The organism is Actinomadura sp. NTSP31 (genome assembly GCF_041951385.1).
In the GTDB taxonomy this organism is placed as follows: domain Bacteria; phylum Actinomycetota; class Actinomycetes; order Streptosporangiales; family Streptosporangiaceae; genus Spirillospora; species Spirillospora napierensis.
In genome coordinates, this window is record NZ_JBGNUT010000010.1 from 210,638 (window position 1) to 234,768 (window position 24,131).

At 73.3% G+C, this 24,131-nt stretch carries 19 protein-coding genes; 13 read left to right on the forward strand and 6 right to left on the reverse strand.

Annotated elements, in window-relative coordinates; all coding sequences use genetic code 11:
* Window positions 1-41: 41 nt before the first annotated feature.
* Window positions 42-1,223 carry an MFS transporter gene (locus ACA514_RS19345; protein ID WP_375042566.1) on the reverse strand — a complete coding sequence of 394 codons (1,182 nt, stop codon included), beginning with the start codon at window positions 1,221-1,223 and terminating at the stop codon, window positions 42-44.
* 136 nt (window positions 1,224-1,359) lie between these two features.
* Here ACA514_RS19345 and bla point away from each other — a divergent pair, with 136 nt between their 5' ends.
* The 6 genes from bla (at window position 1,360) to ACA514_RS19375 (ending at window position 10,986) form a co-directional block, all read left to right on the forward strand.
* Window positions 1,360-2,283, forward strand: a complete 924-nt coding sequence (gene bla / locus ACA514_RS19350; protein ID WP_375042567.1) for a class A beta-lactamase — start codon at window positions 1,360-1,362, stop codon at window positions 2,281-2,283.
* A 128-nt stretch (window positions 2,284-2,411) separates the two neighbouring features.
* A complete protein-coding gene (locus ACA514_RS19355; protein WP_375042568.1) occupies window positions 2,412-3,794 on the forward strand; it encodes a flavin monoamine oxidase family protein in 1,383 nt (460 codons plus the stop codon).
* Window positions 3,795-3,820: 26 nt separating this feature from the next.
* On the forward strand, window positions 3,821-4,381 hold the full coding sequence (locus ACA514_RS19360) for a TetR/AcrR family transcriptional regulator (RefSeq protein ID WP_375042569.1): 561 nt from the start codon (window positions 3,821-3,823) through the stop codon (window positions 4,379-4,381).
* A 67-nt stretch (window positions 4,382-4,448) separates the two neighbouring features.
* Entirely contained in the window at window positions 4,449-6,611 is a 2,163-nt protein-coding gene (locus tag ACA514_RS19365; RefSeq protein ID WP_375042570.1) for an MMPL family transporter, read from the forward strand.
* 89 nt (window positions 6,612-6,700) lie between these two features.
* A complete protein-coding gene (locus ACA514_RS19370; RefSeq protein ID WP_375042571.1) occupies window positions 6,701-8,857 on the forward strand; it encodes a PQQ-binding-like beta-propeller repeat protein in 2,157 nt (718 codons plus the stop codon).
* Window positions 8,857-10,986, forward strand: coding sequence for a serine/threonine-protein kinase (locus tag ACA514_RS19375; RefSeq protein WP_375042572.1), 2,130 nt, complete (start codon window positions 8,857-8,859; stop codon window positions 10,984-10,986). Before ACA514_RS19370 ends, ACA514_RS19375 begins: the two co-directional genes overlap by 1 nt.
* A gap of 143 nt (window positions 10,987-11,129) precedes the next feature.
* Here the strand turns inward: ACA514_RS19375 and ACA514_RS19380 are convergent, their stop codons facing one another.
* Together ACA514_RS19380 and ACA514_RS19385 are read right to left on the reverse strand one after the other, a co-directional pair.
* Entirely contained in the window at window positions 11,130-12,554 is a 1,425-nt protein-coding gene (locus ACA514_RS19380; protein WP_375042573.1) for an aldehyde dehydrogenase family protein, read from the reverse strand.
* Between the two features lie 157 nt (window positions 12,555-12,711).
* A complete protein-coding gene (locus ACA514_RS19385) occupies window positions 12,712-13,110 on the reverse strand; it encodes a VOC family protein (RefSeq protein WP_375042574.1) in 399 nt (132 codons plus the stop codon).
* A gap of 193 nt (window positions 13,111-13,303) precedes the next feature.
* Between ACA514_RS19385 and ACA514_RS19390 the strand changes: the two genes are divergently transcribed.
* From ACA514_RS19390 to ACA514_RS19415, 6 genes are read left to right on the forward strand one after another with little or no spacing between them, the layout of a single operon-like run.
* Window positions 13,304-14,173, forward strand: a complete 870-nt coding sequence (locus tag ACA514_RS19390; protein ID WP_375042575.1) for an SIS domain-containing protein — start codon at window positions 13,304-13,306, stop codon at window positions 14,171-14,173.
* The gene (locus ACA514_RS19395; protein WP_375042576.1) at window positions 14,173-15,057 is read left to right on the forward strand and encodes a 1-phosphofructokinase family hexose kinase; all 885 of its coding nucleotides are present in this window, start codon (window positions 14,173-14,175) and stop codon (window positions 15,055-15,057) included. The genes ACA514_RS19390 and ACA514_RS19395 overlap by 1 nt, the downstream gene beginning before the upstream one ends.
* Window positions 15,045-15,893, forward strand: a complete 849-nt coding sequence (locus tag ACA514_RS19400) for a class II fructose-bisphosphate aldolase (protein ID WP_375042577.1) — start codon at window positions 15,045-15,047, stop codon at window positions 15,891-15,893. The genes ACA514_RS19395 and ACA514_RS19400 overlap by 13 nt, the downstream gene beginning before the upstream one ends.
* Window positions 15,887-17,191, forward strand: coding sequence for an alpha-glucosidase/alpha-galactosidase (locus ACA514_RS19405; RefSeq protein WP_375042578.1), 1,305 nt, complete (start codon window positions 15,887-15,889; stop codon window positions 17,189-17,191). The genes ACA514_RS19400 and ACA514_RS19405 overlap by 7 nt, the downstream gene beginning before the upstream one ends.
* Window positions 17,191-18,099: a carbohydrate kinase family protein gene (locus ACA514_RS19410; RefSeq protein ID WP_375042579.1), complete on the forward strand. Its 909-nt coding sequence runs from the start codon at window positions 17,191-17,193 to the stop codon at window positions 18,097-18,099. Before ACA514_RS19405 ends, ACA514_RS19410 begins: the two co-directional genes overlap by 1 nt.
* Before the next feature lie 56 nt (window positions 18,100-18,155).
* Window positions 18,156-18,917: a DeoR/GlpR family DNA-binding transcription regulator gene (locus ACA514_RS19415; protein WP_375042580.1), complete on the forward strand. Its 762-nt coding sequence runs from the start codon at window positions 18,156-18,158 to the stop codon at window positions 18,915-18,917.
* A 41-nt stretch (window positions 18,918-18,958) separates the two neighbouring features.
* Here the strand turns inward: ACA514_RS19415 and ACA514_RS19420 are convergent, their stop codons facing one another.
* Genes ACA514_RS19420 through ACA514_RS19430 form a run of 3 tightly spaced genes read right to left on the reverse strand, consistent with a single transcriptional unit; the run spans window position 18,959 to window position 22,013 of the window.
* A complete protein-coding gene (locus ACA514_RS19420; RefSeq protein ID WP_375042581.1) occupies window positions 18,959-19,810 on the reverse strand; it encodes a carbohydrate ABC transporter permease in 852 nt (283 codons plus the stop codon).
* Window positions 19,807-20,742, reverse strand: a complete 936-nt coding sequence (locus ACA514_RS19425; protein ID WP_375042582.1) for a carbohydrate ABC transporter permease — start codon at window positions 20,740-20,742, stop codon at window positions 19,807-19,809. The genes ACA514_RS19420 and ACA514_RS19425 overlap by 4 nt, the downstream gene beginning before the upstream one ends.
* Complete coding sequence (locus tag ACA514_RS19430; protein ID WP_375042583.1) at window positions 20,742-22,013, reverse strand: ABC transporter substrate-binding protein; 1,272 nt, start codon at window positions 22,011-22,013, stop codon at window positions 20,742-20,744. The genes ACA514_RS19425 and ACA514_RS19430 overlap by 1 nt, the downstream gene beginning before the upstream one ends.
* Window positions 22,014-22,389: 376 nt before the next feature.
* On the opposite strand from ACA514_RS19430, the gene ACA514_RS19435 reads away from it, so the two are divergent.
* Window positions 22,390-24,042, forward strand: coding sequence for a hypothetical protein (locus ACA514_RS19435; protein WP_375042584.1), 1,653 nt, complete (start codon window positions 22,390-22,392; stop codon window positions 24,040-24,042).
* Window positions 24,043-24,131 lie beyond the last annotated feature (89 nt).

Here is a 24,131-nt window from a genome sequence, read left to right on the forward strand (position 1 = left end):
GCGGCGTTCCGCGCCGCGGGCCTGCCGGGGCCCGCGCGACGTCACCGGCCTCGCGCGCCGATCGCGGCCGCCAGCGCGAACCCGCCGACTCCGAGCAGGGCCCACGTCGCGCCCGCCGGGCCGAGGTCGAACAGGCGGCCGACCAGCAGGTCGCCGGCGAAGGCGAACAGGCCGGCGCCGCACTGGAGGACGCCGTAGTACGAGCCGAACCGCCCGGGCGGCGCGTGCCGGACGGTGCGCTGGAACACCGCCGGCTGGATCAGCCCGTTCGCCACGCCGTTGAGGACGCCCGCGACCATCAGCGGCCCGGTCGCCGTCCCGTCCAGCGGCGCCAGCACGAAGAACGCCGCCGCCGCGCACAGCAGGCCGAGGCGCAGCACCCAGGGCCGCTCACCGCGCCGGCCGGCGGCGACGAAGGGCTGGGCGGACGCGGCGACGGCGGCCAGCACGCAGAAGCAGAGGGTCGCCGCGCCGGGCGCGAAGCCGAGCAGCGGGACGGCGGTCATGATGTGCTCGGCGAGCAGGGTCGTGGGCGCGGTCACCAGCGCGAACAGCAGGAACGTGCGGTCGCCGAGCACCGCCCGCACGCCGGCGGCGAGGTCGCGGAACGGCCCGGAGACCGGCTTGGCGCCGTCCGCGGGCAGGCGCAGGAACAGCAGCCCGGCGACCGCCCACAGGGCGGCGGCCGTGCCCGTGATCAGCGCGAACCCGGGTCCCACGTGGAGGAGGGCGAGCCCGGCGGGCGGGCCCGCGACCGTCGCGATGTGCTGGGCCGCGACGTAGGCGGCGAACCCGCCGGACCGGCGGGCGGAATCGACGCCGGCGAGCAGGCACTGGGCCGCGGGATTGTAGAGTGCGCCGCCCGCGGCCAGCACGACGGCCGCGCACAGCAGCGGGCCCACGCCGTCGACCGTCCCGATCAGCGCGAAGCCCAGCGCGCGCAGCGCGCACGCGATCGCCCCGGTGCGGCGCGGGCCGATCAGGTCGGTGACCGCGCCGACCGGCAGCAGCAGCGCGTACTGCAGCCCGACCCGCATTCCGAGGACCAGCCCGATCGTGCCCGCCATCAGACCCAGGTCGTGCCGCAGATGCGCGACCAGGTGCGCCATCACCGCGAAGAAGCCCAGGCTGCAGGTGAGCTGGATCGCGACCACCGTCCCGACCACCCGGCGGCCGGACGGATCCATCGCGGGGCGGGCGGAGGCGGCCGGGGCGTCGATCACAGCAGAGAGAACACCAGAAAGGCGTGAACGACCCAAACCCGTGTCGGCTGACCAGGAAACATAAGGTTTCGGATATCGATGAGCGGCCTATAAAGATCTTGGACATGGTCCGATCCGCTGTGCTGTCATGGCCGCCATGTCCCCCGAGCCTTCCGGTCCTTCCGGTCCGTCCCGCCGTGCTCTGCTGCTCGCCGCGGCCGCCCTGCCGCTGGCGGGCTGCGGAGCGGACGGCCATCCGGCCGCCGAGCCGTCTCCGACGCCGAGCCGGCGCACGCCCGCCGCGGACGCCGCGCGGTTCGCCGAGCTCGAACGCAAGTACGGGGCCCGCCTGGGCGTGTACGCCGTCGCGACCGCGACCGGCGCCACGGTGGCCTACCGCGCGGACGAGCGCTTCGCGTTCTGCTCCACCTTCAAGGCGCTCGCCGCGGCCGCCGTCCTGCACGGAAATCCGCTCGGTCATCTGGAGAAGCGCGTCACCTACAGCAGGGCCGACGTCAACTCCATCTCGCCGATCGCCAAGGACCATGTCGCCGACGGCATGACCATCAGGGAGCTGTGCGACGCCGCCATCCGCTTCAGCGACCGCACGGCCGGCAACCTGCTGATGCGCGACGCCGGCGGTCCCGCGCGGCTGACCGCCTACCTGCGCGGGCTCGGCGACACCGTCAGCCGCATGGACGACTACGAGCCCGCGCTGAACAAGGTCGGCCCCCGCGACCCCCGGGACACCACCACGCCCCGGGCGATCGCCGCCGACTACCGCAGGCTGGTGCTCGGGGACGCGCTGCCCGCCGACAAGCGGGCCCTGCTCGAGAACTGGCTCCGCCGCAGCATGACGGGCGCCACGCGCATCCGCGCCGGGCTTCCCCAGGGGTGGGCGGTGGCCGACAAGACCGGCAACGGCAACTGGGGCCGGGTCAACGACGTCGCCATCGTGTGGCCGCCTCACGCGGGCCCGCTGGTGCTGGCCGTCCTGACCGACCGGCCCGGCTTCAGCACCCCCTACAAGGACGCGCTGATCGCCGAGGCGACCGCCCGCGTCGTCCCCGCCCTGACCTGACGGCCTCGGCCTCTGGACTGACGCGCCGGGGCTCAAGGCAACGTCTCGGAAGCTCTACCTTCACCGGATATTGGCTTGTCCGCCGGAGCGGAATCATGCGCGGAGGTTCCGACATCCGGAGGGCCCCAGTGGAGGACGGACGCAGCGCCGACGTCGTGGTCGTCGGCGCGGGATTCGCCGGGCTCGCGGCGGCCCACGACCTGGCCGCCGCGGGCGCCCGCGTGGTGCTCGCGGAGGCCCGTGACCGGGTCGGCGGCCGGGCGCTCACCCGCCTGCTGCCCGACGGGACGCAGCTGGATCTCGGCGGCCAGTGGGTCGGGCCGACCCAGCACGAGATGCGGGCGCTGATCGCCCGGCACGGGGTGCGGACCTATCCCACACCGGAGCGCGGCCGGGCGGTCGTGGACTACGAGGGCGCCCTGCTCGACGCGCTGCCACCGCAGGTCATGGCCCTGCTCGGCGAGCTCGACCGGCTCAGCCGGGAGATCCCCGCGGCCGAGCCGTGGACGCATCCGCGGGCCCGGTCGTGGGACGGGCGGACGCTGGCCTCCTGGCTGGCGGGCCGCACCGGCGATCCGGCCGTCGCGCGGGCCGTGGCGCGGCAGACCGCCGGGGCGCTGCTTTCGCTCGACGCGGCCGACGCCTCGCTGCTGGAGACGCTGTTCTACCTGGCCGCGGGGGGCGGGCTGGACGTTCTGGTCGGTTTCGCGGGCGGTGCGCAGGCCCACCGCCTCGTCGGCGGGCCGCAGGAACTCGCGATGCGCATGGCCGCCGCGCTGCCCCCGGGCACGATCGTCCACAACGCTCCGGTCCGGCGCATCGAGCACGGTGCCGGGGGAGCGGTCGTCCTCGCCGGGGGCATGCGGCTGGAGGCGGCTCGCGTCGTCATCGCGATCCCGCCGGCCCTGGCCGGACGCATAGAGTACGACCCGCCGCTCCCCGTCCAGCGCGACGGCCTCACCCAGCGGATGGCCGCCGGATACGCGCTGAAGACGCACGCGGTGTACCGGGAGCCGTTCTGGAGGGCGCGCGGCCTGTCGGGGATCGGTTTCAGCAGCCACGGGCCGCTCACCGAGACCGTCGACAACACCCCGCCCGGCGGGCCGAGCGCGGTCCTGACCTCCTTCGCCTACGGGGCGGACGCGCATCGGCTGCGTTCGTGCACCGCTCGGGAGCGCCGCCGCGCCGTCCTGGACCGGCTGGCCGGGCTCTTCGGCGACGAGGCGCGCGACCCGGTGGCGTTCGTGGAGTTCGACTGGTGCGCCGAGCCGTGGACGCGCGGGTGCTTCTCGGGCCACCTCGCCCCGGGCGCCTGGACCGGGTTCGGGCCGGCCCTCCGCGCGCCCGTCGGCGTCCTGCACTGGGCCGGCACCGAGACCGCCACGCGATGGAACGGCTACTTCGACGGGGCCGTCCAGTCCGGTCGCCGCGCCGCGGCCGAGATCCTCGCCGGCGCCGGGCCGGGTGTCGAAGATCACAAAGGCTCGCCTGTCCGATCGGTCAGACCCTGACCGATCGGACAGTTACGGTGGCGTGCATGGCGCGCACCTCGCCCGCGCTGCGCGGGCAGATCCTGGAGTCGGCGCTGCGGGCGTTCGCCCGCCACGGGTTCCGCGGGACGTCGCTGCAGCACATCGCCTCCGACGCCGGCTGCTCGAAGGCGTCGCTGCTGTACCACTTCAGCAACAAGGAGGCGATCCTCGCCGAGCTGCTGGTGCCCGTGGAGCGCGAGGCGATCGCGCTGGACGCCCGGCTGGCCGGCCTGGACGGCGAGGACGCCGCGGTGGCCGCGGTCGGAGGCTTCGCCGACCTGACGGTGCGGTTCCGCCGCGAGATGAAGGTGCTGCTGGAGACGCTGCCGGAGCGGACCGTGCTCGACGACCCGGCGCTCGACGGCCTCGGGGAGCGGATCGTGGACGCGATGGCCGGGCGCTCGCCCGACCCGGCGGACCGGGTGGCCGCGTGGATGGCCCTCGGCGGCATGTTCATGACCGGCGCCGCCGACCTGGCGGTGGACGGCGAGGTGCTGCGCGAGGCGATGACCCGCGCCGCCCTGCGTGCGTTGGACCGTTCCTCGGGGGAAGACCGGGACCCGTGAGCCCGCTCCGGACGCGATCGCACGCCGGGCCGGAGCCCGGATCGACGACATGAGGAAGGAATCGACCGTGTTCGCTCGCATCGGACGCGTCGTCGTGCATCACCCCTGGCGGGTGATCGCGGTGTGGCTGGCGGCCGCGGTGGCCGTGGTCGCGCTGGCGCCGAAACTGACCGCCACGACCGACGAGGCGTCGTTCCTGCCGAGCCACTACGAGTCCATCCAGGCGCTGGACCTGCAGCAGAAGGCGTTCCCGCAGGCCGCCACGCCGGCGGCGATCATCGTGCTGGAACGGCGGGACGGAGCGCCGCTGACCGCGGCCGACTCGCGCGCGGTGGCGTCGGTGGGGCAGGCGCTGGCGGGCGAGCGCATCGAGAACGTCACCGCCGTGCAGACCGCCCCGGCGACCGGGAACAAGAAGATCCAGATCATCTCGGTGCAGATGCCGAAACCGGAGGGCACGCAGGGCAAGAACCAGACCGACGCGGTCAAGGCGCTGCGCTCGGCGCTGCCGGACCACCTGCGCGGCACCGATCTGAGGGGCGGGATCACCGGTACCGCCGCGCAGAACCTGGACGGCCAGGAGGCCGGCTCCAAGGCCGAGGCGATCACCGGCGCCGCCACCATCGGGCTGATCCTGGTGCTGCTGCTCGTGATCTTCCGCAGCCCGATCATCGCGCTGCTCCCGGTGGTCACCATCGGCGCGGTGTCGCAGATCGCGACCGGGCTGATCGGCTGGGCCAACGACGTCTTCGACCTCAAGACCGACAGCTCGGTCAGCTCCATGCTCATCGTGGTGCTGTTCGGCGTCGGCACCGACTACATCCTGTTCCTGATGTTCCGGTACCGGGAGCGGCTGCGCGCGGGGGAGGACTCCAAGACCGCGATGGTGTCGGCGATCACCCGCGTCGGCGAGGCGATCTCCTCGGCCGCCGGCGCCGTGATCATCGCCTTCCTGGCCCTGCTGCTGTCGACGCTGGCGCTGTTCCGCTCGCTCGGACCGGCGCTGGCGATCGCGGTGGCGACGACGCTGCTGGCGGGGCTGACGCTGATACCCGCGGTGGTGTCGCTGCTGGGCACGAAGGTGTTCTGGCCGTCCAAGGCCTGGCGGCAGGAGCCGAAGGGCGCGCGGTTCGCGGCGATCGGCGCGTCGATGGGCCGCCATCCCGGCCGGTTCGCCGCGGTGTCCGGACTGCTGCTGGTGGTCCTGGCGGCCTTCTCGCTCGGGTTCCACTCCAACTTCGACCTGTCCGGCGGCTCCATCCCGAAGGGCGCCGAGTCCACGGTGTGGCAGAAGGAGCTGCTCAAGGGCCTGCCGGCCGGTGCGACCGAACCGTCCGACGTCTACCTGCGGTCGAAGACCGGCACCCCGCTCGCCCAGGCGGACCTCGCCGCGTACAAGGCGAAGCTGGCCGGGGTGGACGGCGTCGGCAACGTCGCCGACCCGGTGCTGTCCAAGGACCGGACCGTCGCCGACTTCCGCGTCACGCTCGCGGAGAAGCCGGAGTCGTCGGCGGCCATCAAGACCGTGAAGGGGCCGCTGCGCGACACCGCGCACGACGCCGCGCCGCCCGGCACGACCGCCGTCGTCGGCGGCATCACCTCGGTGTTCGTCGACATCCAGGCCGCGGTCAATCACGACTACGCCGTGGTGTTCCCCGTCGCGGCCGTGCTCATCATGGTGATCCTCGGGCTGCTGCTGCGCAGCGTGGTCGCACCGTGGTACCTGATGGCCTCGGTGGGCCTCGGGTTCGCCGCGACCCTGGGCGCCAGCGTGCTGATCTTCCAGCAGCTGAAGGGCGAGCCCGGGCTGATCTTCATGCTGCCGGTGATCATGTACCTGTTCGTCGTCGCGCTCGGCACCGACTACAACATCCTCATGATCGCCCGGCTCCGCGAGGAGGCGAGAGAAGGGCGCAGCCCGCGCGAGGCGGCCGCGCTGTCGGTCCGGTACGCGGGGCCGACCGTCGCGGCGGCGGGGCTCATCCTCGCCGGTACCTTCGCCTCGCTGATGCTGGCCGGGGGCTCCACCCTCCTGCAGATGGGGTTCGCCATCTCTGCGGGCATCGCGATCGCGGCGTTCGTCATGGCCCTGTTCTTCACCCCGGCCGTCACCGCGCTCATCGGCCACGCGGCCTGGTGGCCCGGGCACGCCGACGCGCCGGCCCGCGGCCCGGAGAGCGAGGCCGCCGGTGCCGGCGAAGCCACCGCGCAGGCGACGCGCCACCGCTGACCCGCGAGGTGCCGGCAGCGGCCGAAGTCTTATAGACAGCAATATCTTTTTGGTAGGCTGGGCCCCGGACGACATCGTGCGGTGGGGGGATGCCAGTGCGGCCGCTTCAGGCTGGGGACGCGCCGGGCATCGGCCCGTACCGGCTGCTCGCACGGCTGGGCGCCGGCGGCATGGGGACGGTGTTCCTCGCCGCCTCGCCCGGCGGCCGGCTCGTGGCGCTCAAGGTCGTGCGAGCCGAGTTCGCCGATGACGAACGGTTCCGCGAAAGGTTCCGGCGGGAGATCGAGGCCGCCCGCCGGGTCAGCGGCCTCTACACGGCGCCGGTGCTGGACGGCGACGCCGACGCCCCGCACCCCTGGCTCGCCGTCGCCTACGTGCCGGCCCCCACGCTGGCCGAGGCGGTCACCGCGATCGGCCCGCTCCCGGAGGCCCCGCTGCGCGCGCTGGGCGCCGGGCTGGCCGAGGCGCTGCTGGCCGTGCACGCGGCGGGCCTGGTCCACCGCGACCTCAAACCGGGCAACATCCTGCTGGCCGGCGACGGCCCCAAGGTCATCGACTTCGGCATCACCAAGGCCGTCGACGCCTCGCAGCTCACCGGCACCGACGGCGTGCTCGGGACCCCGGCGTACATGTCGCCCGAGCAGATCACCGCGAGCAGGGACGCCGGCCCCGCGTCCGACGTGTTCTCGCTCGCGGCCGTGCTGGCGTACGCGGCCACCGGCATCGGCCCGTTCAGCGCCGGAGACCCCGCGTCCCTGCTCTACCGGGTGATGTACGAGGAGCCGCGGCTGGACGGAGTGCCCGGACCGCTGCGCGGGCTGCTCGCCGCCTGCCTGGACAAGGACCCGGGCGGGCGCCCGGGGCCGCAGGCGGTGCTGGACGCGCTCCTCCCCGCCGATCCGGCGGCGCTGATCTCCGCCGCGCTCCGCCGGGAGGTGGCGGCGCGGGAGGCCGAGGCCGCCGCGGTGGCCGCCGCGCCCGTCGCGCCGCCTCCGCCTCCGCCGCAGGCCGACGACGGCGGCGCCCATGCCGGCCGGCGCCGCGTCCTGCGCCTGGCGGCGGTCGCCGCCGTCGCGGTGGCGGGCACCGGCGGCGGCGCCACGGCCTGGGCGCTGAACCGCCGGGACGCGAAGCCGGTCAAGCCCGCCCCGCGCGTCAGCCGCCTCGCGACGGCCCCCGCGCCCGCCTGGACCCTCTCGTGGCCCGGACGGTTCGACGACCGGACGAGTCTGAGAGTCTCAGTGGCGGGGGACACGGTGGTGTGGCACGGGCACCAGGCGATCCTCGGCGTGCACGCCGCCTCGGGCCGCCGGCTCTGGACCTTCGACCGCCCGACCGGGGGCTCGTCCATGTTCGACCCCGGCTACCGCGTCTTCGGCACCACGGTCTTCGCGCTCGCCGCCAACGACGACCCCCGGCCGAACGTCGTCCATGTGATCGACGCGGCGACGGGGTCCGCCAGGCGGCTGGAACTGCCCGGCGAGGTCACCGAGCTGACCGACGTGTACGGCACGATCGGGAGCACGGTCTTCGTCGGCGGAACCGTCCGCCGCACCGGTGACCAGATGGTCGTGTTCGCCGTGGACATCGGCAGCGGGCGGGTCCTGTGGCGCTTCCCGAGCGGGGCCGACGATATCTCCGGCGTCGCCGACGGCGGCCGCCTGTACCTCATGACGCCGAGGGAACTGCTCGGCATCGACGCCGCGACGGGCGTCAGGGCGTGGCGGCGCACCTGGTACACGGGGGAGGCCGACAGGGCCAGGACGTATCCGCTTGTGCTCGGCGACGGCCTGCTGTTCTTCGGCCCCACCGGACTGGGGAACGTCCAGGCGGCCGGTACCCGTGACGGGAAGGCGGTCTGGACGAAGGACAACGACGACATGGAGACCCCCGTGGTCGTGCTGGGCTCCACCCTGGTCACGATGGGAGGGAACGGCTTCTACATCAACGACCAGGCCACCGGGGCCCTGCGCCGGCGGCTGGCCTCCACCGCGGCCGACCTCGCCACCATCACCCCGTCCGCCGCCGGATCGCCCGGCCTCCTCGCGGCGGCGTTCACCGGCGACTCCGACTCGTCCGGCACCAGCAAGGACGGCGGATTCTTCGCCACCGCCCCGGACGGCGGATCGGCATGGGTGTACCGGGGGCCGGCCTACAACCACGACGGCTGGCAGCTGGCCGTGTCCGGGACGACCGTCTACGCGACCGACAGCAGGCGGCTGGTCTGCTTCCGGCAGCGAGCCTGATGGCCGCGCTGGAACCCGACGATCCCCGCCAGGTGGGGCGGTACCGGCTGCTGAGCCGGCTGGGCCAGGGCGGCATGGGGCGCGTCTACCTCGCCGCGTCCCCCGCCGGCCGGGCGGTCGCGATCAAGATGGTGTGGCCCGCGCTGGCGGACGACCCGGCGTTCCGGGCCCGGTTCCGCGCCGAGGTCGAGGCCGCGCGGAAGGTCTCCGGCGCCTTCACCAGCCCGGTGGTGGACGCCGGTCCGGATGCGGCGGTGCCCTGGCTCGCGACCGCCTATGTCAACGGGCCGAGCCTGAAGGACGCCGTCACCCGGCACGGCCCGCTGCCCGAGCGGATGCTGCGCACGCTCGGCGCGGGTCTCGGCGAGGCGCTCGTCGCCGTCCACCGCGCCGGGGTGCTGCACCGCGACCTGACCCCGGCGAACGTCCTGCTGGCCGCGGACGGGCCGAAGATCATCGACTTCGGCATCAGCCGGGCCGCGGGCGGCACCGACCTCACGGGCGAGGGGCAGTTCGTCGGCACGCCCGGCTACATGGCGCCCGAGCGGTTCCGCGGCGGGGACCCGGACCCGGCCGTCGACGTGTTCGCCTTCGGCGCCGTGATGGCCTTCGCCGCCACCGGGCGCCCGCCGTTCGGGAACGGGCCCGTGCAGACCAAGATCTACCGGACGCTCCACGAGCGGCCCGACCTGGACGGCGTCCCGCCGTCGCTGGCGGCGATGGTCGCCGCCTGCCTGAGCAGCGACCCCGCCCGCCGCCCGCCCGCGGCGCTGCTGCCCCGGCTGCCGGGCGTCCCGCAGGCCGGGCCCGGCTGGCTGCCCGGCGCCATCGACCGGGAGATCCGCGAGCACGAGCGCACCCTCGTCATGGACCTGCGGGACGCCGTCCGGCGCAGGACGCGCCGCCGGCTCCTGGCGGGCGGGGCCGCGGTGGCCGGTCTCGCGCTCGCCGGCGGCGGCACGGCGGCGGCGCTCGCGGCCACCGACCGGGGCAGGCGCATTCCGCCGCAGCCCCGGTTCCTATGGCGGGTCGAGTTGCCGAAGGGAGGCGACATCGCGGTGCCCTTCATCACCGCGCGCGGGGTCTTCGTCTTCGAACTCTTCACCAAAGTGGCGGTGTCCTACGACATGACCACCGGACGGAAACTGTGGTCGGAGAAGGTGCGCAACGCCACGGTCGACAAGGACTCCGTCTACGTCCAGCCGAGCCGGGGCGAGCTCGTCGCCATGGACCCGGCCTCGCGGGCGCGCCGCTGGACCGCCGCGCTGCCGTCCGGCTACGACGTTCGCGCCTTCTTCGGTCCGACCGGCGGGCTGCTCGCCCTCGGCGACGGCGACGGGACCGTCCTCGGCCATGACGCGCGGACCGGTAGGCACCTGTGGACCTACCGGGGGCGGGACGCGACCGACCTGCGGGGCATCCAGGGCGGCACCCTCATCGCCGCGTCCGGCGACGAGGGCGAAAGGCAGGAGGGCACGGTCCTCGGAATCGACACCGCGACCGGCGCGGTCCGCTGGAGCCGCACCTACGGCAACATGCGCTTCGCCCAGCCGAAAGGCGGCGACCTGCTTTTCGGTTCCCAGACAGGACACACGCTCGACGCGTTCTCCGCGGCCACCGGCCGGACGGTGTGGAGCGCCGAATTCCCGGACGCCGCGGGCGACCTCAGTGAAAGCAGCCCGGCGGTCACCGTGGCGAACGGGACGGCCTACCTCGACGCCGGCGCGCTTTACGCACTGGACCTGGCCACCGGCAGGCGCAGATGGACGTACGAACCGCCCGCGCCGGGCGGCGACCAGCGGACCGTACTGGTGGATCGCGAACGCGTGTACCTCTTCGACGACCACAAGCTGGTCGCGCTCGACGCCCGTACCGGCCGCCGCCTCTGGTCGGCGGCCACTCCGGCCGATGACGGCGCTCCTCTGGTCGTCGCGGGCGGACTGGTCTGCACCGTTGCCGCGGGCGTCACCGGTCCGGGCTTCTACGGCTGGGACGCGGTCACCGGCAAGCTGGTGTGGAGGCATCCGCAGGCGTCCTCGAACGCCGACGACCAATGGGTCCTGACCAGCAGCGGCCCGTTCCTGGTGGCGGTCCAGAGCGCCGTGCTGGCCGCCTTCCGGTTCGCGTGAGCCGGGCTCGATCCCGCGATCGGCTGACGGCTTCGCCCGCCGCTACCTCACCCCGGTGATCCGCTGACCGGCGCCCGCCGCACTGCGACGGGCGCCGGTCCCCGGGTCAGCGTCAATGTGGAGCCCCGGGCAAGAGCAGCCGGTCAGGCGCCGTAGCCCATGATGGCCTTGGTCTCGAGGAACTCCTCGAAGCCGAGCACGCCCCACTCGCGGCCGTTGCCCGACTGGCGGTAGCCGCCGAACGGCGCGTTGAAGTCGGGACCCGCGCCGTTGAGGTGGACGTTGCCGGTGCGCAGGCGGCGGGCCATCGCCTTGGCGCGGTCGTCGCTTCCGGAGATGTATCCCGACAGGCCGTAGAGGGTGTCGTTGGCGATGCGGACCGCGTCGTCGTCGTCCTCGTAGCCGATCAGCACCAGCACCGGCCCGAAGATCTCCTCGCGCGCGATCGTCATCTCGTTGGAGACGTGGGAGAACACCGTCGGGCGCACGTAGTAGCCGGTCTCCAGGCCCTCGGGCTTGCCGGGGCCGCCGACCTCGAGCCTGGCCCCCTCGCCGATCCCCTTCTCGATCAGCTGCTGGATCCGGCCGTACTGCGTGGCCGACACCACCGGCCCGATCCGCGTGGTCTCCTCGCGCGGGTCGCCGACCACGATGTCGCGGGCGGCCTCGGCGGCGATGGCGGCGGCCTCCTCCATCCGCGCGGCCGGGACGAGCATCCGGCTCGGGGCGTTGCAGGACTGGCCCGAGTTGGTGCACATGTTGCCGACGTCGCGGGCGATGACGGCCCGCAGGTCGGCGTCGTCCAGGACGATGTTGGCGGACTTGCCGCCGAGCTCCTGCGCGACCCGCTTGACGGTCGGGGCCGCGGCGCGGGCGACCTCGATGCCGGCGCGCGTGGACCCGGTGAACGACACCATGTCGACGTCCGGGTGCGCCGACAGCGGCGCGCCGACGCCGAGGCCGTCGCCGTTGACGAGGTTGAACACGCCCGCCGGGACGCCCGCCTCGTCGAGGATCTCGGCGAACAGCACGGCGTTCAGCGGCGCGACCTCCGACGGCTTGAGCACCATCGTGCAGCCGGCGGCGAGGGCCGGGCCGACCTTGCAGGCGATCTGGTTCAGCGGCCAGTTCCACGGGGTGATCAGCCCGCAGACCCCGACCGGCTCGCGGGCGACCAGGGTGGTGCCCATCGGGCGCTCGAATTCGAAGTCGGCCAGCACGGCCCGCGCGGTGGCGAGGTGGCCGAACCCGGCGGCCGCCTGCGCGGCCCGCGCCAGCGAGAGGGGCGCGCCCATCTCCTGGCTGATGACGTCGGCCAGCTCCTCCATCCGCCGGCCGTACACCGCGATGATGGCGTCGAGCAGGTCGAGGCGCTCCTGCTTGGTGGTCAGCGAGAACGTCTCGAAGGCCTGCTTCGCCGCCGCGACGGCCGCGTCGACGTCCTCCGCGCCGCCCATGGCGATGGAGGTGATGGGCCGTTCCGTGGCCGGATTGACGACCTCGAGCGTCGTGTCGGTGCGGGGGGCGACCCACTGGCCGCCGATGTAGAACTGCTTGACGTGGTCCACGGGCTTCCTCCGGCAGGGAACTGGGCCTCTTTCGTTGCAGGCTCAACATACGAAACCCGTTCGGCCGGGTAAACGGCCGCCCCGGCCGCGCCGCCCGGCCGCCCGCCGGTCTCCGGCCGACCGGACGGCGGCCGCCGCTCCGCGGGCGCGGGGCGGCTCAGGCCTCCTCGACGAACATCAGGGTGTTGCCCTCGGGGTCGCGGAACCAGAACATCGGCGGCACCGGGCCGCCCATGCGGCTCACCTCGGCGTCGACGTCCGCCCCGGCGGCCTTCAGCCGTGCGTGGCAGGCGTCGATGTCGGCGGTCGACAGCGCGATGCCGGTCTCCCGGCCGCCCGCGTCGGTGCCCTCGGGCGGCGGGCAGAGCGCGATCGGCGTCTCGGCGCCGGCCGGGGCGACCTCGATCCAGCGGTAGCCGCCGCCGAACGGCTGGTCGACGCGCTTGTCGAGCCCGAGCGTCCCGCAGTAGAAGTCCAGCGCCCGGTCCTGGTCCCGCACCGGGATGATCACGTTCGCGACCTTGCGGACGGTTCCGGTCGTGGTGGTGTCGCTCATGGTGGTTCTCCTTCTGCGTCGGATGGTCCGGTCATGGAGGCAGACCGGACGAACCCGCGGAACTCATCGCCCCCTGGCGGTCGATTTGCCGGCGGTGCCGCGCCGGAGGCCGATGCGTCGCACTTGCCGACATGTGCTCACTCTTGTACGTTACTGGCGCATAAGGCGCACAAACGAGCAATTAGGAGCCTTGGTGTCGTTCGTTCTTGAGGAGATCGCTTCGCAGCCGGGCTGCTGGGAGCGCGCCGCGGCGATGGCGGACGGCGTGGACGGCCTGCCCGCGCGCGGCGAGCGCGTCGCGGTCGTCGGGTGCGGCACCTCGCTGTTCATCGCCCAGGCGTACGCGTCGCTGCGGGAGGCGGCCGGGGCGGGGGAGACCGACGCGTTCCCGGCGTCGGAGTTCCCGCACACGCGCCGCTACGACCGGGTGGTGGCGATCTGCCGCTCGGGCACCACGACGGAGGTCCTGGGCCTGCTGCGCGAGACCGAACTGCCCACGACCGCGCTGATCGGGGACCCGCGGACGCCCATCGTGGACGTCGCCGGCTCGTGCGTCGTGCTCGACTTCGCCGACGAGCGGTCGGTGGTGCAGACCCGGTTCGCCACGACGGCGCTCGCGCTGCTGCGCGCGCATCTCGGCCCGCTCCCCGCGGACCTGGTCGAGCAGTGCCGCGCCGCCGTCGAGGCGCCGCTGCCGGAGGGGGCCGTCGGACGCGGTCAGTTCACCTTCCTCGGCGCGGGCTGGACGAACGGGATCGCCAACGAGGCGGCGCTGAAGGTCCGCGAGGCCGCGGGCGCGTGGACCGAGTCCTACCCGGCGATGGAGTACCGGCACGGGCCGATCAGCGTCACCGACGAGCACAGCCTGACCTGGTTCTTCGGCGCGCCGCCGGAGGGCCTGGCCGAGCAGGTCGCCGCCACCGGGGCGCTGGTCGAGGCCTCCGGGCTGGACCCGATGGCCGACCTGGTGCGGGCGCAGCGGCTCGCGGTGGCGCTGGCCGAGGCGAGGGGCCTGGACCCGGACCGGCCGCGCAACCTCACCCGCTCGATCATCCTGTCCTGATGATCCTCACGGTCACCCTCAATCCCGCCTGGGACGTGACCTACCGGGTCCCCAGGCTGACGCCGCACGGCTCGCACCGCGTCGCATCGACGCTGCAGCGCCCCGGCGGCAAGGGGCTGAACGTCGCCCGCGTCCTGCACGCCCTCGGCGAGGACACGCTGGCGACGGGGCTGGCGGGCGGCGCCACCGGAGCGATGGTGCGGGACGCGCTGGAAGTGCCGTGCGCGTTCGCCGCCATCGCGGGGGAGACCCGCCGCACCGTCACGGTCGTGGACACCGACGCCACGATCTTCAACGAGCCGGGCCCGGACGTCCGCCCGGACGAGTGGGCGGCCTTCCAGGAGTCGTTCGCCGCGCGCGCCGCCGCGGCGTCGGTGGTGGTGCTGTCCGGCAGCCTGCCGCCCGGCCTGCCCGAGGACGCCTACGCCGTCCTGACCCGGCTGGCCCGCGGGGCGGGCGCCCGGGTGCTGGTGGACGCGGGCGGCCCGGCTCTGCGCGCCGCCGCCGGGGCCCGTCCCGACCTGCTCAAACCCAACGAGGCCGAGATGGCCGCGGCGGGCCTGGACCGCGCCGCCCTGGGGGAGGGCGGCGCGCTCGTCGTCTCGCGCGGCGCGGACGGGATGCTCGCCGTCACCCCGGACGGCTGCTTCGAGGCCGTTCCGTACGAGGTGGTCGCCGGCAACCCGACGGGCGCCGGCGACGCCGCCGCCGCGGCCCTGGCCGTGGCGTTGCGCGACCGGACGCCCTGGCCGCGGGCGCTCGGCGAGGCCGTCGCGCTGTCGGCCGCCGCGGTCGCCGCGCCCGCCGCCGGCGAGTTCGACCCCGACGTTCTCCGGCGGCACCGCCGGGCCACGAAGGTGAGGGAGACATCATGCCCCTGGTGAGGACGGCCGAGCTGGTGCGGCCCGGACACGGCGTCGCCGCGTTCAACGTGATCACGCTGGAGCACGCCGAGGCGATCGCCGCGGCGGCCGAGGAGACCGGCCGCCCGGTCATCTGCCAGATCAGCCAGAACGCGGTGCGCTTCCACGGCGGGCGGCTCGGCCCGATCGCCGCCGCCACCCGCGCGGTCGCCGTGGGCTCGGCGGCGCGCGTCGCGCTGCACCTGGACCACGTGACCGACGAGGACCTGATGCGGGAGGCCGCCGACCACGGATTCGGCTCGGTGATGTACGACGGGTCCGAGCACGACTACGACGAGAACGTGTCCCGCACCGCGGCCGCCGCCGCCTGGGCCCACGGGCACGGCCTCTGGCTGGAGGCCGAGCTCGGCGAGGTCGGCGGCAAGGACGGCGCGCACGCCCCCGGCGTCCGGACCGACCCCGGCGAGGCCGCCGCGTTCGTGGCCGCGACCGGCGTGGACGCCCTCGCGGTCGCCGTCGGCAGCTCGCACGCCATGACCGAGCGCACCGCCGCGCTCGACCACGGCCTGATCGCGCGGCTGCGCGACGCGGTGCCGGTCCCGCTGGTGCTGCACGGCTCGTCCGGGGTCCCCGACGACGAGCTGCGCCGCGCGGTCGGTCAGGGAATGACCAAGATCAATATCGGCACGGCCCTCAACATCGCCTTCACCGGGGCGGTCCGCGCGAACCTGGACCGGGGGGTCGACCCCCGCCGCTACCTCGCGCCCGCCCGCGACGCCATGCGGGCGCAGGTCGCGCACCTGCTGGAGGTCATCGCGCCCCGTTCCGCCGAGAGCATTGGACGACTTGCATGCTGAACATCGCCTTCGTCGGCGCCGGCTCGGTCGAGTTCACCCGCCAGCTGCTGCGCGACATCTTCTCCTACCCCGAGCTCGGCGGCGTCCGGCTCGCGCTGCACGACATCGACCCCGAGCGGCTGGAGGTCGCCGAGGGCCTGGCGAGGCTCACCGCGAAGGAGCACGGCGCCGCGCCCGTCGTCACCGCGTCGCTGGACCGCCGCCGCGCGCTCGACGGCGCCGACGTCGTCGTCAACATGGTGGCGGTCGGCGGGCACGCCGCGACGCTGAAGGACTTCGAGGTCGCGGCCGAGTTCGGCGTCCGCCAGACCATCGGCGACACCCTCGGCATCGGCGGGATCTTCCGGGCGCTGCGCACGTTCCCGCTGCTGGAGGGGCTGGCCGCCGACATCCTGGCCGTCTGCCCGGACGCGTGGCTGCTGAACTACACCAACCCGATGGCGATGAACCTGCAGTACCTCGCCACGGTCGCGCCGAAGGTGAAGGCCGCCGGCCTGTGCCACTCGGTGTACTGGACCGTCCGAGACCTGTCGGAGCTGGTCGGCGTCCCGTACGAGGAGGTCGACTACCACTCGGCGGGCGTCAACCACCAGGCATGGGTGCTGAAGTGGGAGCACCGTGGCCGCGACCTGTACCCCGCGCTGGACGCCGCGATCGAGGCCGACCCCGAACTGAAGCGGCGGGTGCGCGTCGACATGTACCGGCGCCTCGGCCGCTACCCAACCGAGACCAGCGAGCACTCGTCCGAGTACGTCCCCTGGTACCTGAAGGACGCGGCGGAGATCGAGCGGCTGCGGATCCCCGTCGGCGACTACGTGAACATCAGCGCGGGCAACCTGGCCGAGTACGCACGGGTCCGCGACTGCCTGGCGCGCGGCGAGTACCCGGCGCCGCGCGAGGACGAGGACGCCACCGAGTACGCGCCGCAGGTGATCCACAGCCTCGCCACGGGGGAGCGGCGCACCATCCAGGTGACCACCGCCAACACCGGCCTGATCAGCAACCTGCCGGCCGGCGCGGGCGTCGAGGTGCCCGCCACGCTCGACCGGATGGGCGTGCACCCGCACCACGTCGGCGCCCTGCCGCCGCAGCTCGCCGCGCTGAACCGCGGCTTCCTCAACGTGGTGGAGCTGACCGTCGCCGCCGCCGTCGAGGGCGACCCGGCGCACGTCCGGCACGCCGCGATGTGCGACCCGGCGACCGCCGCCGCGCTGCCCGTCGAGCGCATCGCCGAGCTGTGCGACGCGCTGACGGCCGCGCACGGCGACGCGCTGCCCGCCGCGCTGCGGGGGAAGTGATGCTCGACCTGCTGGTCGTCGGGGACGCCAACCCGGACGTCCTCGTCGACGGCGCCCCCGGCGTCCCGCCCTACGGGCAGGCGGAGACGCTGGTCGGGGGCGGCGTGCTCGCGCTCGGCGGGTCGGCGGCGATCGCCGCGCACGGCGCCGCCCGGCTCGGCCTGGCCACCGCGTTCGCGGGCCTGGTCGGCCGGGACGCCGCCGGCGACTTCGTCCTCGACGCGCTGAGCGGCGCCGGCGTCGACGTGTCCCGGGTCGTCCGGCACGGGACGCTCCCGACCGCGCTGACGGTGTGCCTCAACCGGCCCGGCGGCGACCGCGCGATCCTCACCGCGTCCGGATGCCTCGCGGAGTTCGGGCCCGAGCACGTTCCCGACGTCGCGGCGCGGCACGTGCACGCCGCGTCCTACTTCCTCCAGCCGCGCCTCGCCGAGGCATTGCCCGCGCTGCTGCGGAAACACCGTGCGTCCGGTGCGACGACCTCGCTGGACACCAACGACGACCCGTCCGGCCGCTGGAAGCTGGCCCCGGGCCTGCTCGCCGAGTGCACGTTCCTGCTGCCCAATGAGGCCGAGGCGCTGGCGCTGAGCGGCCGCACCGGGCTGCCCGAGGCGCTGGGCGCGCTGGCGGGCGCCGGCTGCGTCCCGGTCGTCAAGCGCGGCGCGCAGGGCGCCGTCGCCATGCGGGACGGCGCGGCCGTGCACGCGGACGCGCCGCGCGCCGACCCCGTCGACACGGTCGGCGCGGGCGACAGCTTCGACGCCGGATTCCTCGCGGGCTGGCTCGACCGCGGCGACCTCGCCCACGCGCTGGCGCTCGGCGCGGTGTGCGGCGCGCTGTCCACCCGCGCGACCGGCGGCACGGCCGGCCAGCCCACGCTCTCCGAGGCACTTGCGCAGATTGCCTGATTATTGTCGGCTGAAACGACTACATTCGCGCATCCCAGACCGTCTATAATGATCGGATGCGTCAGCAGGACCGCCTTCCCCTCATCCTCGAACGGCTCGCCCAGCACGGCTCGGTGAGCGTGGTCGACCTGTCGGCCGAGCTGCGGGCCTCGGCCGCCTCGATCCGCCGCGACCTGCAGGTGCTCGAGGAGCAGCAGCTCCTCAAGCGCACGCACGGCGGCGCGATGGCGGCCGAGGTCATCTACGAGCTGCCGATGCGCTACCGCGGCGGCCGCCGCCAGGAGGAGAAGCGCCGCATCGCGCAGGCCGCGGTGCGGCTGGTCGACGGCTCGGTGCACTCGGTCGGCTTCAACGGCGGCACCACCATCACCGAGCTGGCCCGGCTGCTGTCCACCGGCCGCGCGCTCAAGGTCGTCACCAACGCCCTCAACATCGCCGCCGACCTGTCGGTGCGGCCGGCGATCGACCTGGTCGTCACCGGCGGCGGCGTCCGTCCCGAGTCCTACGAGCTGGTGGGGCCGATCGCCGACCGGACGCTGTCCGACATCAGCCTCGACCTGGTCTTCCTCGGCGTCGACGGGATCGACGCCGAGGCGGGCATCAGCACCCACGACGAGATCGAGGCGCGCACCGACCACTGCCTGATGCGCGCCACGCGCCGGGTCGTGGTGCTCGCCGACGGGTCCAAGATCGGGCACCGCGCCTTCTCCCGGATCGCCCCGATCGGCGAGATCGACATGCTGGTCACCGACGCCGGCGCCGACCGCGCCGAGCTGGACCGGATCCGGGCGGCGGGCGTCGAGGTGACCGTGGCCTGAGGCCCGGTCACCCCGCCCGCCCGCGGGGCCCTACGGCGCGGTCACTTCAGGCCCGCGGTCGCCACCGACCGGACGAAGAACCGCTGCGCGACGAAGAACAGCACGAAGACGGGCAGCTGGCTGATCACCGTGCCGGCCATCAGCCGCGGCCAGTTGGTGGTGTGCGAGCCCTGGAACGTCTGCAGGCCCAGCTGGACGGTCATGTGGTCGGGGCTCTGCACCGCGATCAGCGGCCACAGGAAGTCGTTCCAGGTCTGCAGGAACGTCAGCACCGCCAGGGTCGCCAGCGTCGGGCGCATCAGCGGCAGCATCACCTGGAACAGGATCCGCAGCCGGGTCGCGCCGTCGATCCGCGCGGCCTCCTCCAGCTCGCGCGGCACCGTCATGAAGAACTGCCGCAGCAGGAAGATCCCGAAAGCGGTCGCGAGGTTCGGCACGATCAGCGCGCCCAGCGTGTCGGTCAGCCCGACCGCCCGCACCATGATGAGCGTCGGCAGCATGACGATCTGGAACGGCACCATCAGCGTGGCCAGCACCGCGACGAACAGCGCCCTGCTGCCGAGGAAGCGGATGCGGGCGAAGGCGTAGCCCGCCAGCGAGCAGAACACCAGGTTGCCGGCCACGCAGCTGACCGACACGAGCGCGCTGTTGCCGAGCCAGTGCCCGAGCGGCGCGTCCCGCAGCGCGTCGGTGTAGTTGTGCCACTCGATCCCCGACGGCAGGCCGGGCGGGAACCGCCGCGTCTCCGCCTCGGTGGAGATCGACAGCAGCACCATCCACAGCAGCGGCGCGGTCATCACCAGCGCGATCGGCAGCAGGATCAGGTGCAGCGGGCTCGGCCGCCGGAACCGGGACCGGCGCGCGGCCGGGGCGTTCATCGTCGACATGCTCATCGGCCCTCGTAGAAGGAGGCGCGGCGGGTGATCGCGAGCTGCACCACCGTCACCAGCAGGATCACCAGGAACAGCGCGCAGCCGACCGCGGCGGCGTAACCGCCGTCGAAGTCGACGAACGCCTTGTCGTACAGGTGGTAGACGACGACGGTCGTGGCGCGCAGCGGCCCGCCTTTCGTCGTCACGTACACCTCGTCGAACAGCTGCAGCGAGTTGATGGTCAGCCACACCAGCAGGAAGCCGGACGCGGGCGCCAGCAGCGGCAGCTCGACGTGCCGGAACGCCTTGACCCGGCCGCAGCCGTCCAGCGCCGCCGCCTCCATCAGGTCGTTCGGGACGCTCTGCAGCGCGGACAGGTAGATGATGACCGCGAAGCCGAGCCAGCCCCACACCGTCATGGCGACCAGCGCGAACAGCGCCTGGTTCGGATCCTGGAAGAAGCCCTGCTTGGGCAGCCCCGCCTTGTCCAGTGCGGCGTTGACCGGGCCGAACTGCGGGTTCAGCAGCCAGTTGAAGATGATGCCGGTCGCGACCGTGGAGGTGACCAGCGGGACGAACACCGCCATCCGGTACAGCGTGATCCCGCGGATCTTCTGGTTGAGCAGCACCGCGATGGGCAGCGCCAGCACCATCGTCAGCGGCACGAACAGCACCGTGTAGATCGCCGACCGCTTCGCCGCGTCCCACATCAGCGGGTCCTTGACCAGCTCGGCGTACTTGGCGCCGCCCGCGAACGTGCCGGGCGAGGTGAGGTCGGTGTCCTGGAACGACAGCCAGAACGACCACAGCACCGGCAGCATGCCGAAGACGCCGATCAGCAGGATGGCCGGGGAGACGAAGCCCCAGCCGGCCAGGTGCTCGCTCAGCCGCCGCCGCGACCGGCGCGGCCGCCGGTCCCCGGCGGCGCGCGCGGTCAGTGCGGTGGACGCCATCAGGAGCCCGCCAGGATGCCGTCGACCTGCTTGGCCGCGTCGGCCAGCGCCGCCTGCGGCTGCTCCTTGCCGAGCAGCACGCCCTGCACGGCGGTGCCGAGGACCTTCGAGATCTGCGGGTACTGCTCGATGTTCGGACGGGACTTGGTGACGTTCTTGCTCAGGTTGTCGACGAACACCTTGTTGCCGGGGAATTTGGCCAGATAGTCCTTGTAGCCGGGCAGCTTCTCTTCGGACGTGCGCAACGGCAGGTCACCGGTCTGCGTGGCGTACCGCAGGTGGATCGGCGCCGAGGTCAGCCACGTCAGGAACGCCCAGGCGGTCTTCTGCGCCTTCTTGTCGAAGAGCATGTAGTTGTCGGGGCCGGAGATCGTGGCGTGGGTGACCTTGCCGGGCAGGTACTGCACGCCGTAGGAGACGTCCTTGTTGATCTGTCCGAGGTCCCAGGGGCCGGTCCACAGCATGCCGATCCGGCCGGAGTTGAACAGGTTGAGGTACTGCTGGTCGCCGGTGTCGAGGTAGACGGACTTGTCGGTGACGGCCATGTCGCGCAGCAGCTGCATCGCCTGCAGCCCGGCCGGGGAGTTGAACGCGGCCTTCTGGTTCCCGGCGTCGAGCAGGTCCCCGCCGGCCTGCCAGAGCAGGGCCAGGAAGCGCCAGACGGTGTCCTCGGTGCCGTCGTTGACGTACGACCACCCGTACTTGCCGTCGCCCGACAGCTTCTTCGCCGCGTTCCGGAAGTCGTCCCACGTCCAGTCCGGCGTCGGGTAGTCCAGGCCGGCGGCGTCGAAGACCTTCTTGTTGTAGACGAGGCCGAGGTTGTCGACCAGGGCGGGCACACCGTAGACCTTGCCGGCCACGGTCGCGCCCTGCCGGGCCGCCGGGTAGAAGTCGTCCCAGTTCAGGTCCGGGCTGCTCTTGACCAGCGAGGTGAGATCCTGGGTCTGGTGCCGCCCGGTCAGCGCGGTGATCGAGGAGCCGTACTGGTAGGCGACGGACGGCGGCTTGCCGGACACGAAGGACGCGAGGGTCTTCTGCAGCGTGTTGTCGTTGTTGCTGAAGACCGGCTCCACCTTCTGGTCGGGGTGCGCGCCGTTCCATTCGCCGACCAGCTTGGTGATCGCGTCGGCCTGGACGTCGGTGTAGCCGTGCCAGAAGGTGATCTTCTTGGCCGTGCCGCCGCCGCCCGAGCCGCAGCCCGCGGAGAGCCCGGCCACCAGGGCGACCCCGGTGACCAGCGCGGTGATCCGGCGACCGCTCGGCTGCCTCATGATCGCCTCCAGTGCTCGTGCTCGATTGTGCAGGATGCGCGGCACTTTAGAACACAATCGCTCAGCGGGCAAGGGATCGGTCGCCTGCCGTGCGGCTTGGCGATCGATAACCCGGGCAATCGATCACAACGATGCATCCCCCTGGGGCCTTCACGGGCGTTATGCGGCGCCGGTGTCCCGCTCCGGCCCAGCGGCGGCGCCGTCCGCGAGTGCGCTGGTGTCGCCGCATGGGTGTCTCTCGGGACCGCGCCTCGGTTTGTGAGTCTCTGTTCGTTTATAGATGATTGTGACGGTTTCCGAGCGCAAAGCGGCAACAACGGGAGGCGAAGATGACGGAACCCGGCGGATCGCCCGGGTCGGCGAGCGAGGCGGACCCGTGGTGAGGCGGCTGGCCGCCGCCCTGTCCGGGTTGCTGGCCCTGTTCGTCTTGGCGGGCGCCGTGCCGGCGGACGAGGCGGCCGGCAGCGTGCGGATCCGGCAGGGGGACGACTGGACGCTGCCCGCGTGGGTCCGCCCCTCGGCGAACTCCGGGTTCTTCTCCGAGCAGGCGGCGCCGGAACACCACGTCGACCTGCGCGGGCTCGACCTCACCTGGCGGCAGCTCCAGCCGGACGGCCCGGGACGGGTGCGCGACGACACCACCGGCACCGCCGAGGACATGGCCTTCCGGCCCCTGCGCGAGCAACTCGCGCAGAAACGGCCCTTCTGGATGCGCGTGTTCGCCAGCGGCTCGACATGGGCGCCGCAATGGGTGGCCGACGAATGCGGTGTGGAGACGGTCGGGCCCGACTACGAGGACCAGAAGCACCTGCCCATCTGGAACGAGTGCGTGTGGAGCCGGCTCCTCGCCCTCTACAAGAAGCTGTTCGTCGACTCGGGGCTGCGCGCCGACCCGCGGCTGCGGTTCGTCTACGTCCCCGGCGCGTTCACGTGGGCGGAGTTCGACTACGACGTCATCGGCGCCGCCGCGAAAGAGGGCCTCACCTTCCAGCGGTACCGGTCCTGGTACGCGCACGCCTGGCGGGACCTCGCCGCGTTGTTCGGGCCGTACCGCACCAAGCTGGTCTTCACCGGCGAGGACTATCCCTTCGGACCGTGGGGCAGCAAGACGGACCTGTTCGCCAGGCAGGCGGTCGACGCGGGCCTCGGAGTCCGCACCGGCATCACCGAGGAGTTCAACTACCACCTCAGCGAAGCCCCCTCCTACGGAAGCCGCATCGGCCCGGACGGCCACATGACGGTCGACGAACGCATGCCCGTCCACGATGGACGGCACGTCGTCGCCACCGAGAACGAGTGCTTCAACGACTGCGGCTACACCACCGGCGACCCGTACTACGCCGTCCGCCAGGCGAACCTCAAGGCGCTGCAACTGCGCATGAACTGGCTGTACGTGGTGCCGGGCCCCTCGTACATGAAGCAGTACCCGGCCCAGTGGCGGTGGGTGCGGCTGAGCCTCGGCAAGACCGCGTCCGATTCGCCGGACGCCTGGGCGGCGCTCCGCGACGCGGAGGACACCTACTGGCGGGACGAGACCGGCCCCTTCACCGGGAACCGCCTATGGCGGACCCGGCCGTGGGTGCGCAACCTCGAACGCTGGCTCGTCCAACGGGACGTCGAACCGGACGGCAACGCGCGCAGGTCGGCGGCCGACGTCCACCGCAACGTCTTCTCCGAAGAGAACGGCACCGCCTACGAGGGGCTGAGCACCGACCGCGCCCACGGGCAGACGTCGCTGTACTTCGACGTGGACGAGCGGTTCCGGCCGCGCCGCGAACGCGGACCCGTGCAGATCAAGGTGACCTACCGGGACGCGGGCCGCGGCTCCTGGTGGATCGAGCACGAGGGCGGCCGCTCGCCGCGGGTGCGGCGCACCGGGGGCGGCGCGTGGAAGACCGCGACGGTGCGGCTGCCTCGGCCCGTGTTCGCCGACCGCCTGAACGGCGGCACGGACTTCCGCATCACCACCGGCGCGGGCGACGACCTGGACGTGCGTTTCGTGCGGGTGGTCCGGCAGCGCCGTCCATGATCGCCGGCGGTCGCCCGTCCGGGCCGCGGCGATCCGGGCGGTTTTGCATCCCGCAGGGCGGATAGAGAGCGGGACGAGCGACGTCGTGC

Bases quoted from the DNA above. Each gene is read 5' to 3' on its own strand.
- ACA514_RS19370 (WP_375042571.1), top strand. From the start codon at position 6,701: ATGCCAGTGCGGCCGCTTCAGGCTGGGGACGCGCCGGGCATCGGCCCG.
- ACA514_RS19400 (WP_375042577.1), top strand. From the start codon at position 15,045: ATGCCCCTGGTGAGGACGGCCGAGCTGGTGCGGCCCGGACACGGCGTC.
- ACA514_RS19360 (WP_375042569.1), top strand. From the start codon at position 3,821: ATGGCGCGCACCTCGCCCGCGCTGCGCGGGCAGATCCTGGAGTCGGCG.
- bla (WP_375042567.1), top strand. From the start codon at position 1,360: ATGTCCCCCGAGCCTTCCGGTCCTTCCGGTCCGTCCCGCCGTGCTCTG.
- ACA514_RS19415 (WP_375042580.1), top strand. From the start codon at position 18,156: ATGCGTCAGCAGGACCGCCTTCCCCTCATCCTCGAACGGCTCGCCCAG.
- ACA514_RS19375 (WP_375042572.1), top strand. From the start codon at position 8,857: ATGGCCGCGCTGGAACCCGACGATCCCCGCCAGGTGGGGCGGTACCGG.
- ACA514_RS19410 (WP_375042579.1), top strand. From the start codon at position 17,191: ATGCTCGACCTGCTGGTCGTCGGGGACGCCAACCCGGACGTCCTCGTC.
- ACA514_RS19395 (WP_375042576.1), top strand. From the start codon at position 14,173: ATGATCCTCACGGTCACCCTCAATCCCGCCTGGGACGTGACCTACCGG.
- ACA514_RS19430 (WP_375042583.1), bottom strand. From the start codon at position 22,013: ATGAGGCAGCCGAGCGGTCGCCGGATCACCGCGCTGGTCACCGGGGTC.
- ACA514_RS19420 (WP_375042581.1), bottom strand. From the start codon at position 19,810: ATGAGCATGTCGACGATGAACGCCCCGGCCGCGCGCCGGTCCCGGTTC.
- ACA514_RS19405 (WP_375042578.1), top strand. From the start codon at position 15,887: ATGCTGAACATCGCCTTCGTCGGCGCCGGCTCGGTCGAGTTCACCCGC.
- ACA514_RS19385 (WP_375042574.1), bottom strand. From the start codon at position 13,110: ATGAGCGACACCACCACGACCGGAACCGTCCGCAAGGTCGCGAACGTG.
- ACA514_RS19425 (WP_375042582.1), bottom strand. From the start codon at position 20,742: ATGGCGTCCACCGCACTGACCGCGCGCGCCGCCGGGGACCGGCGGCCG.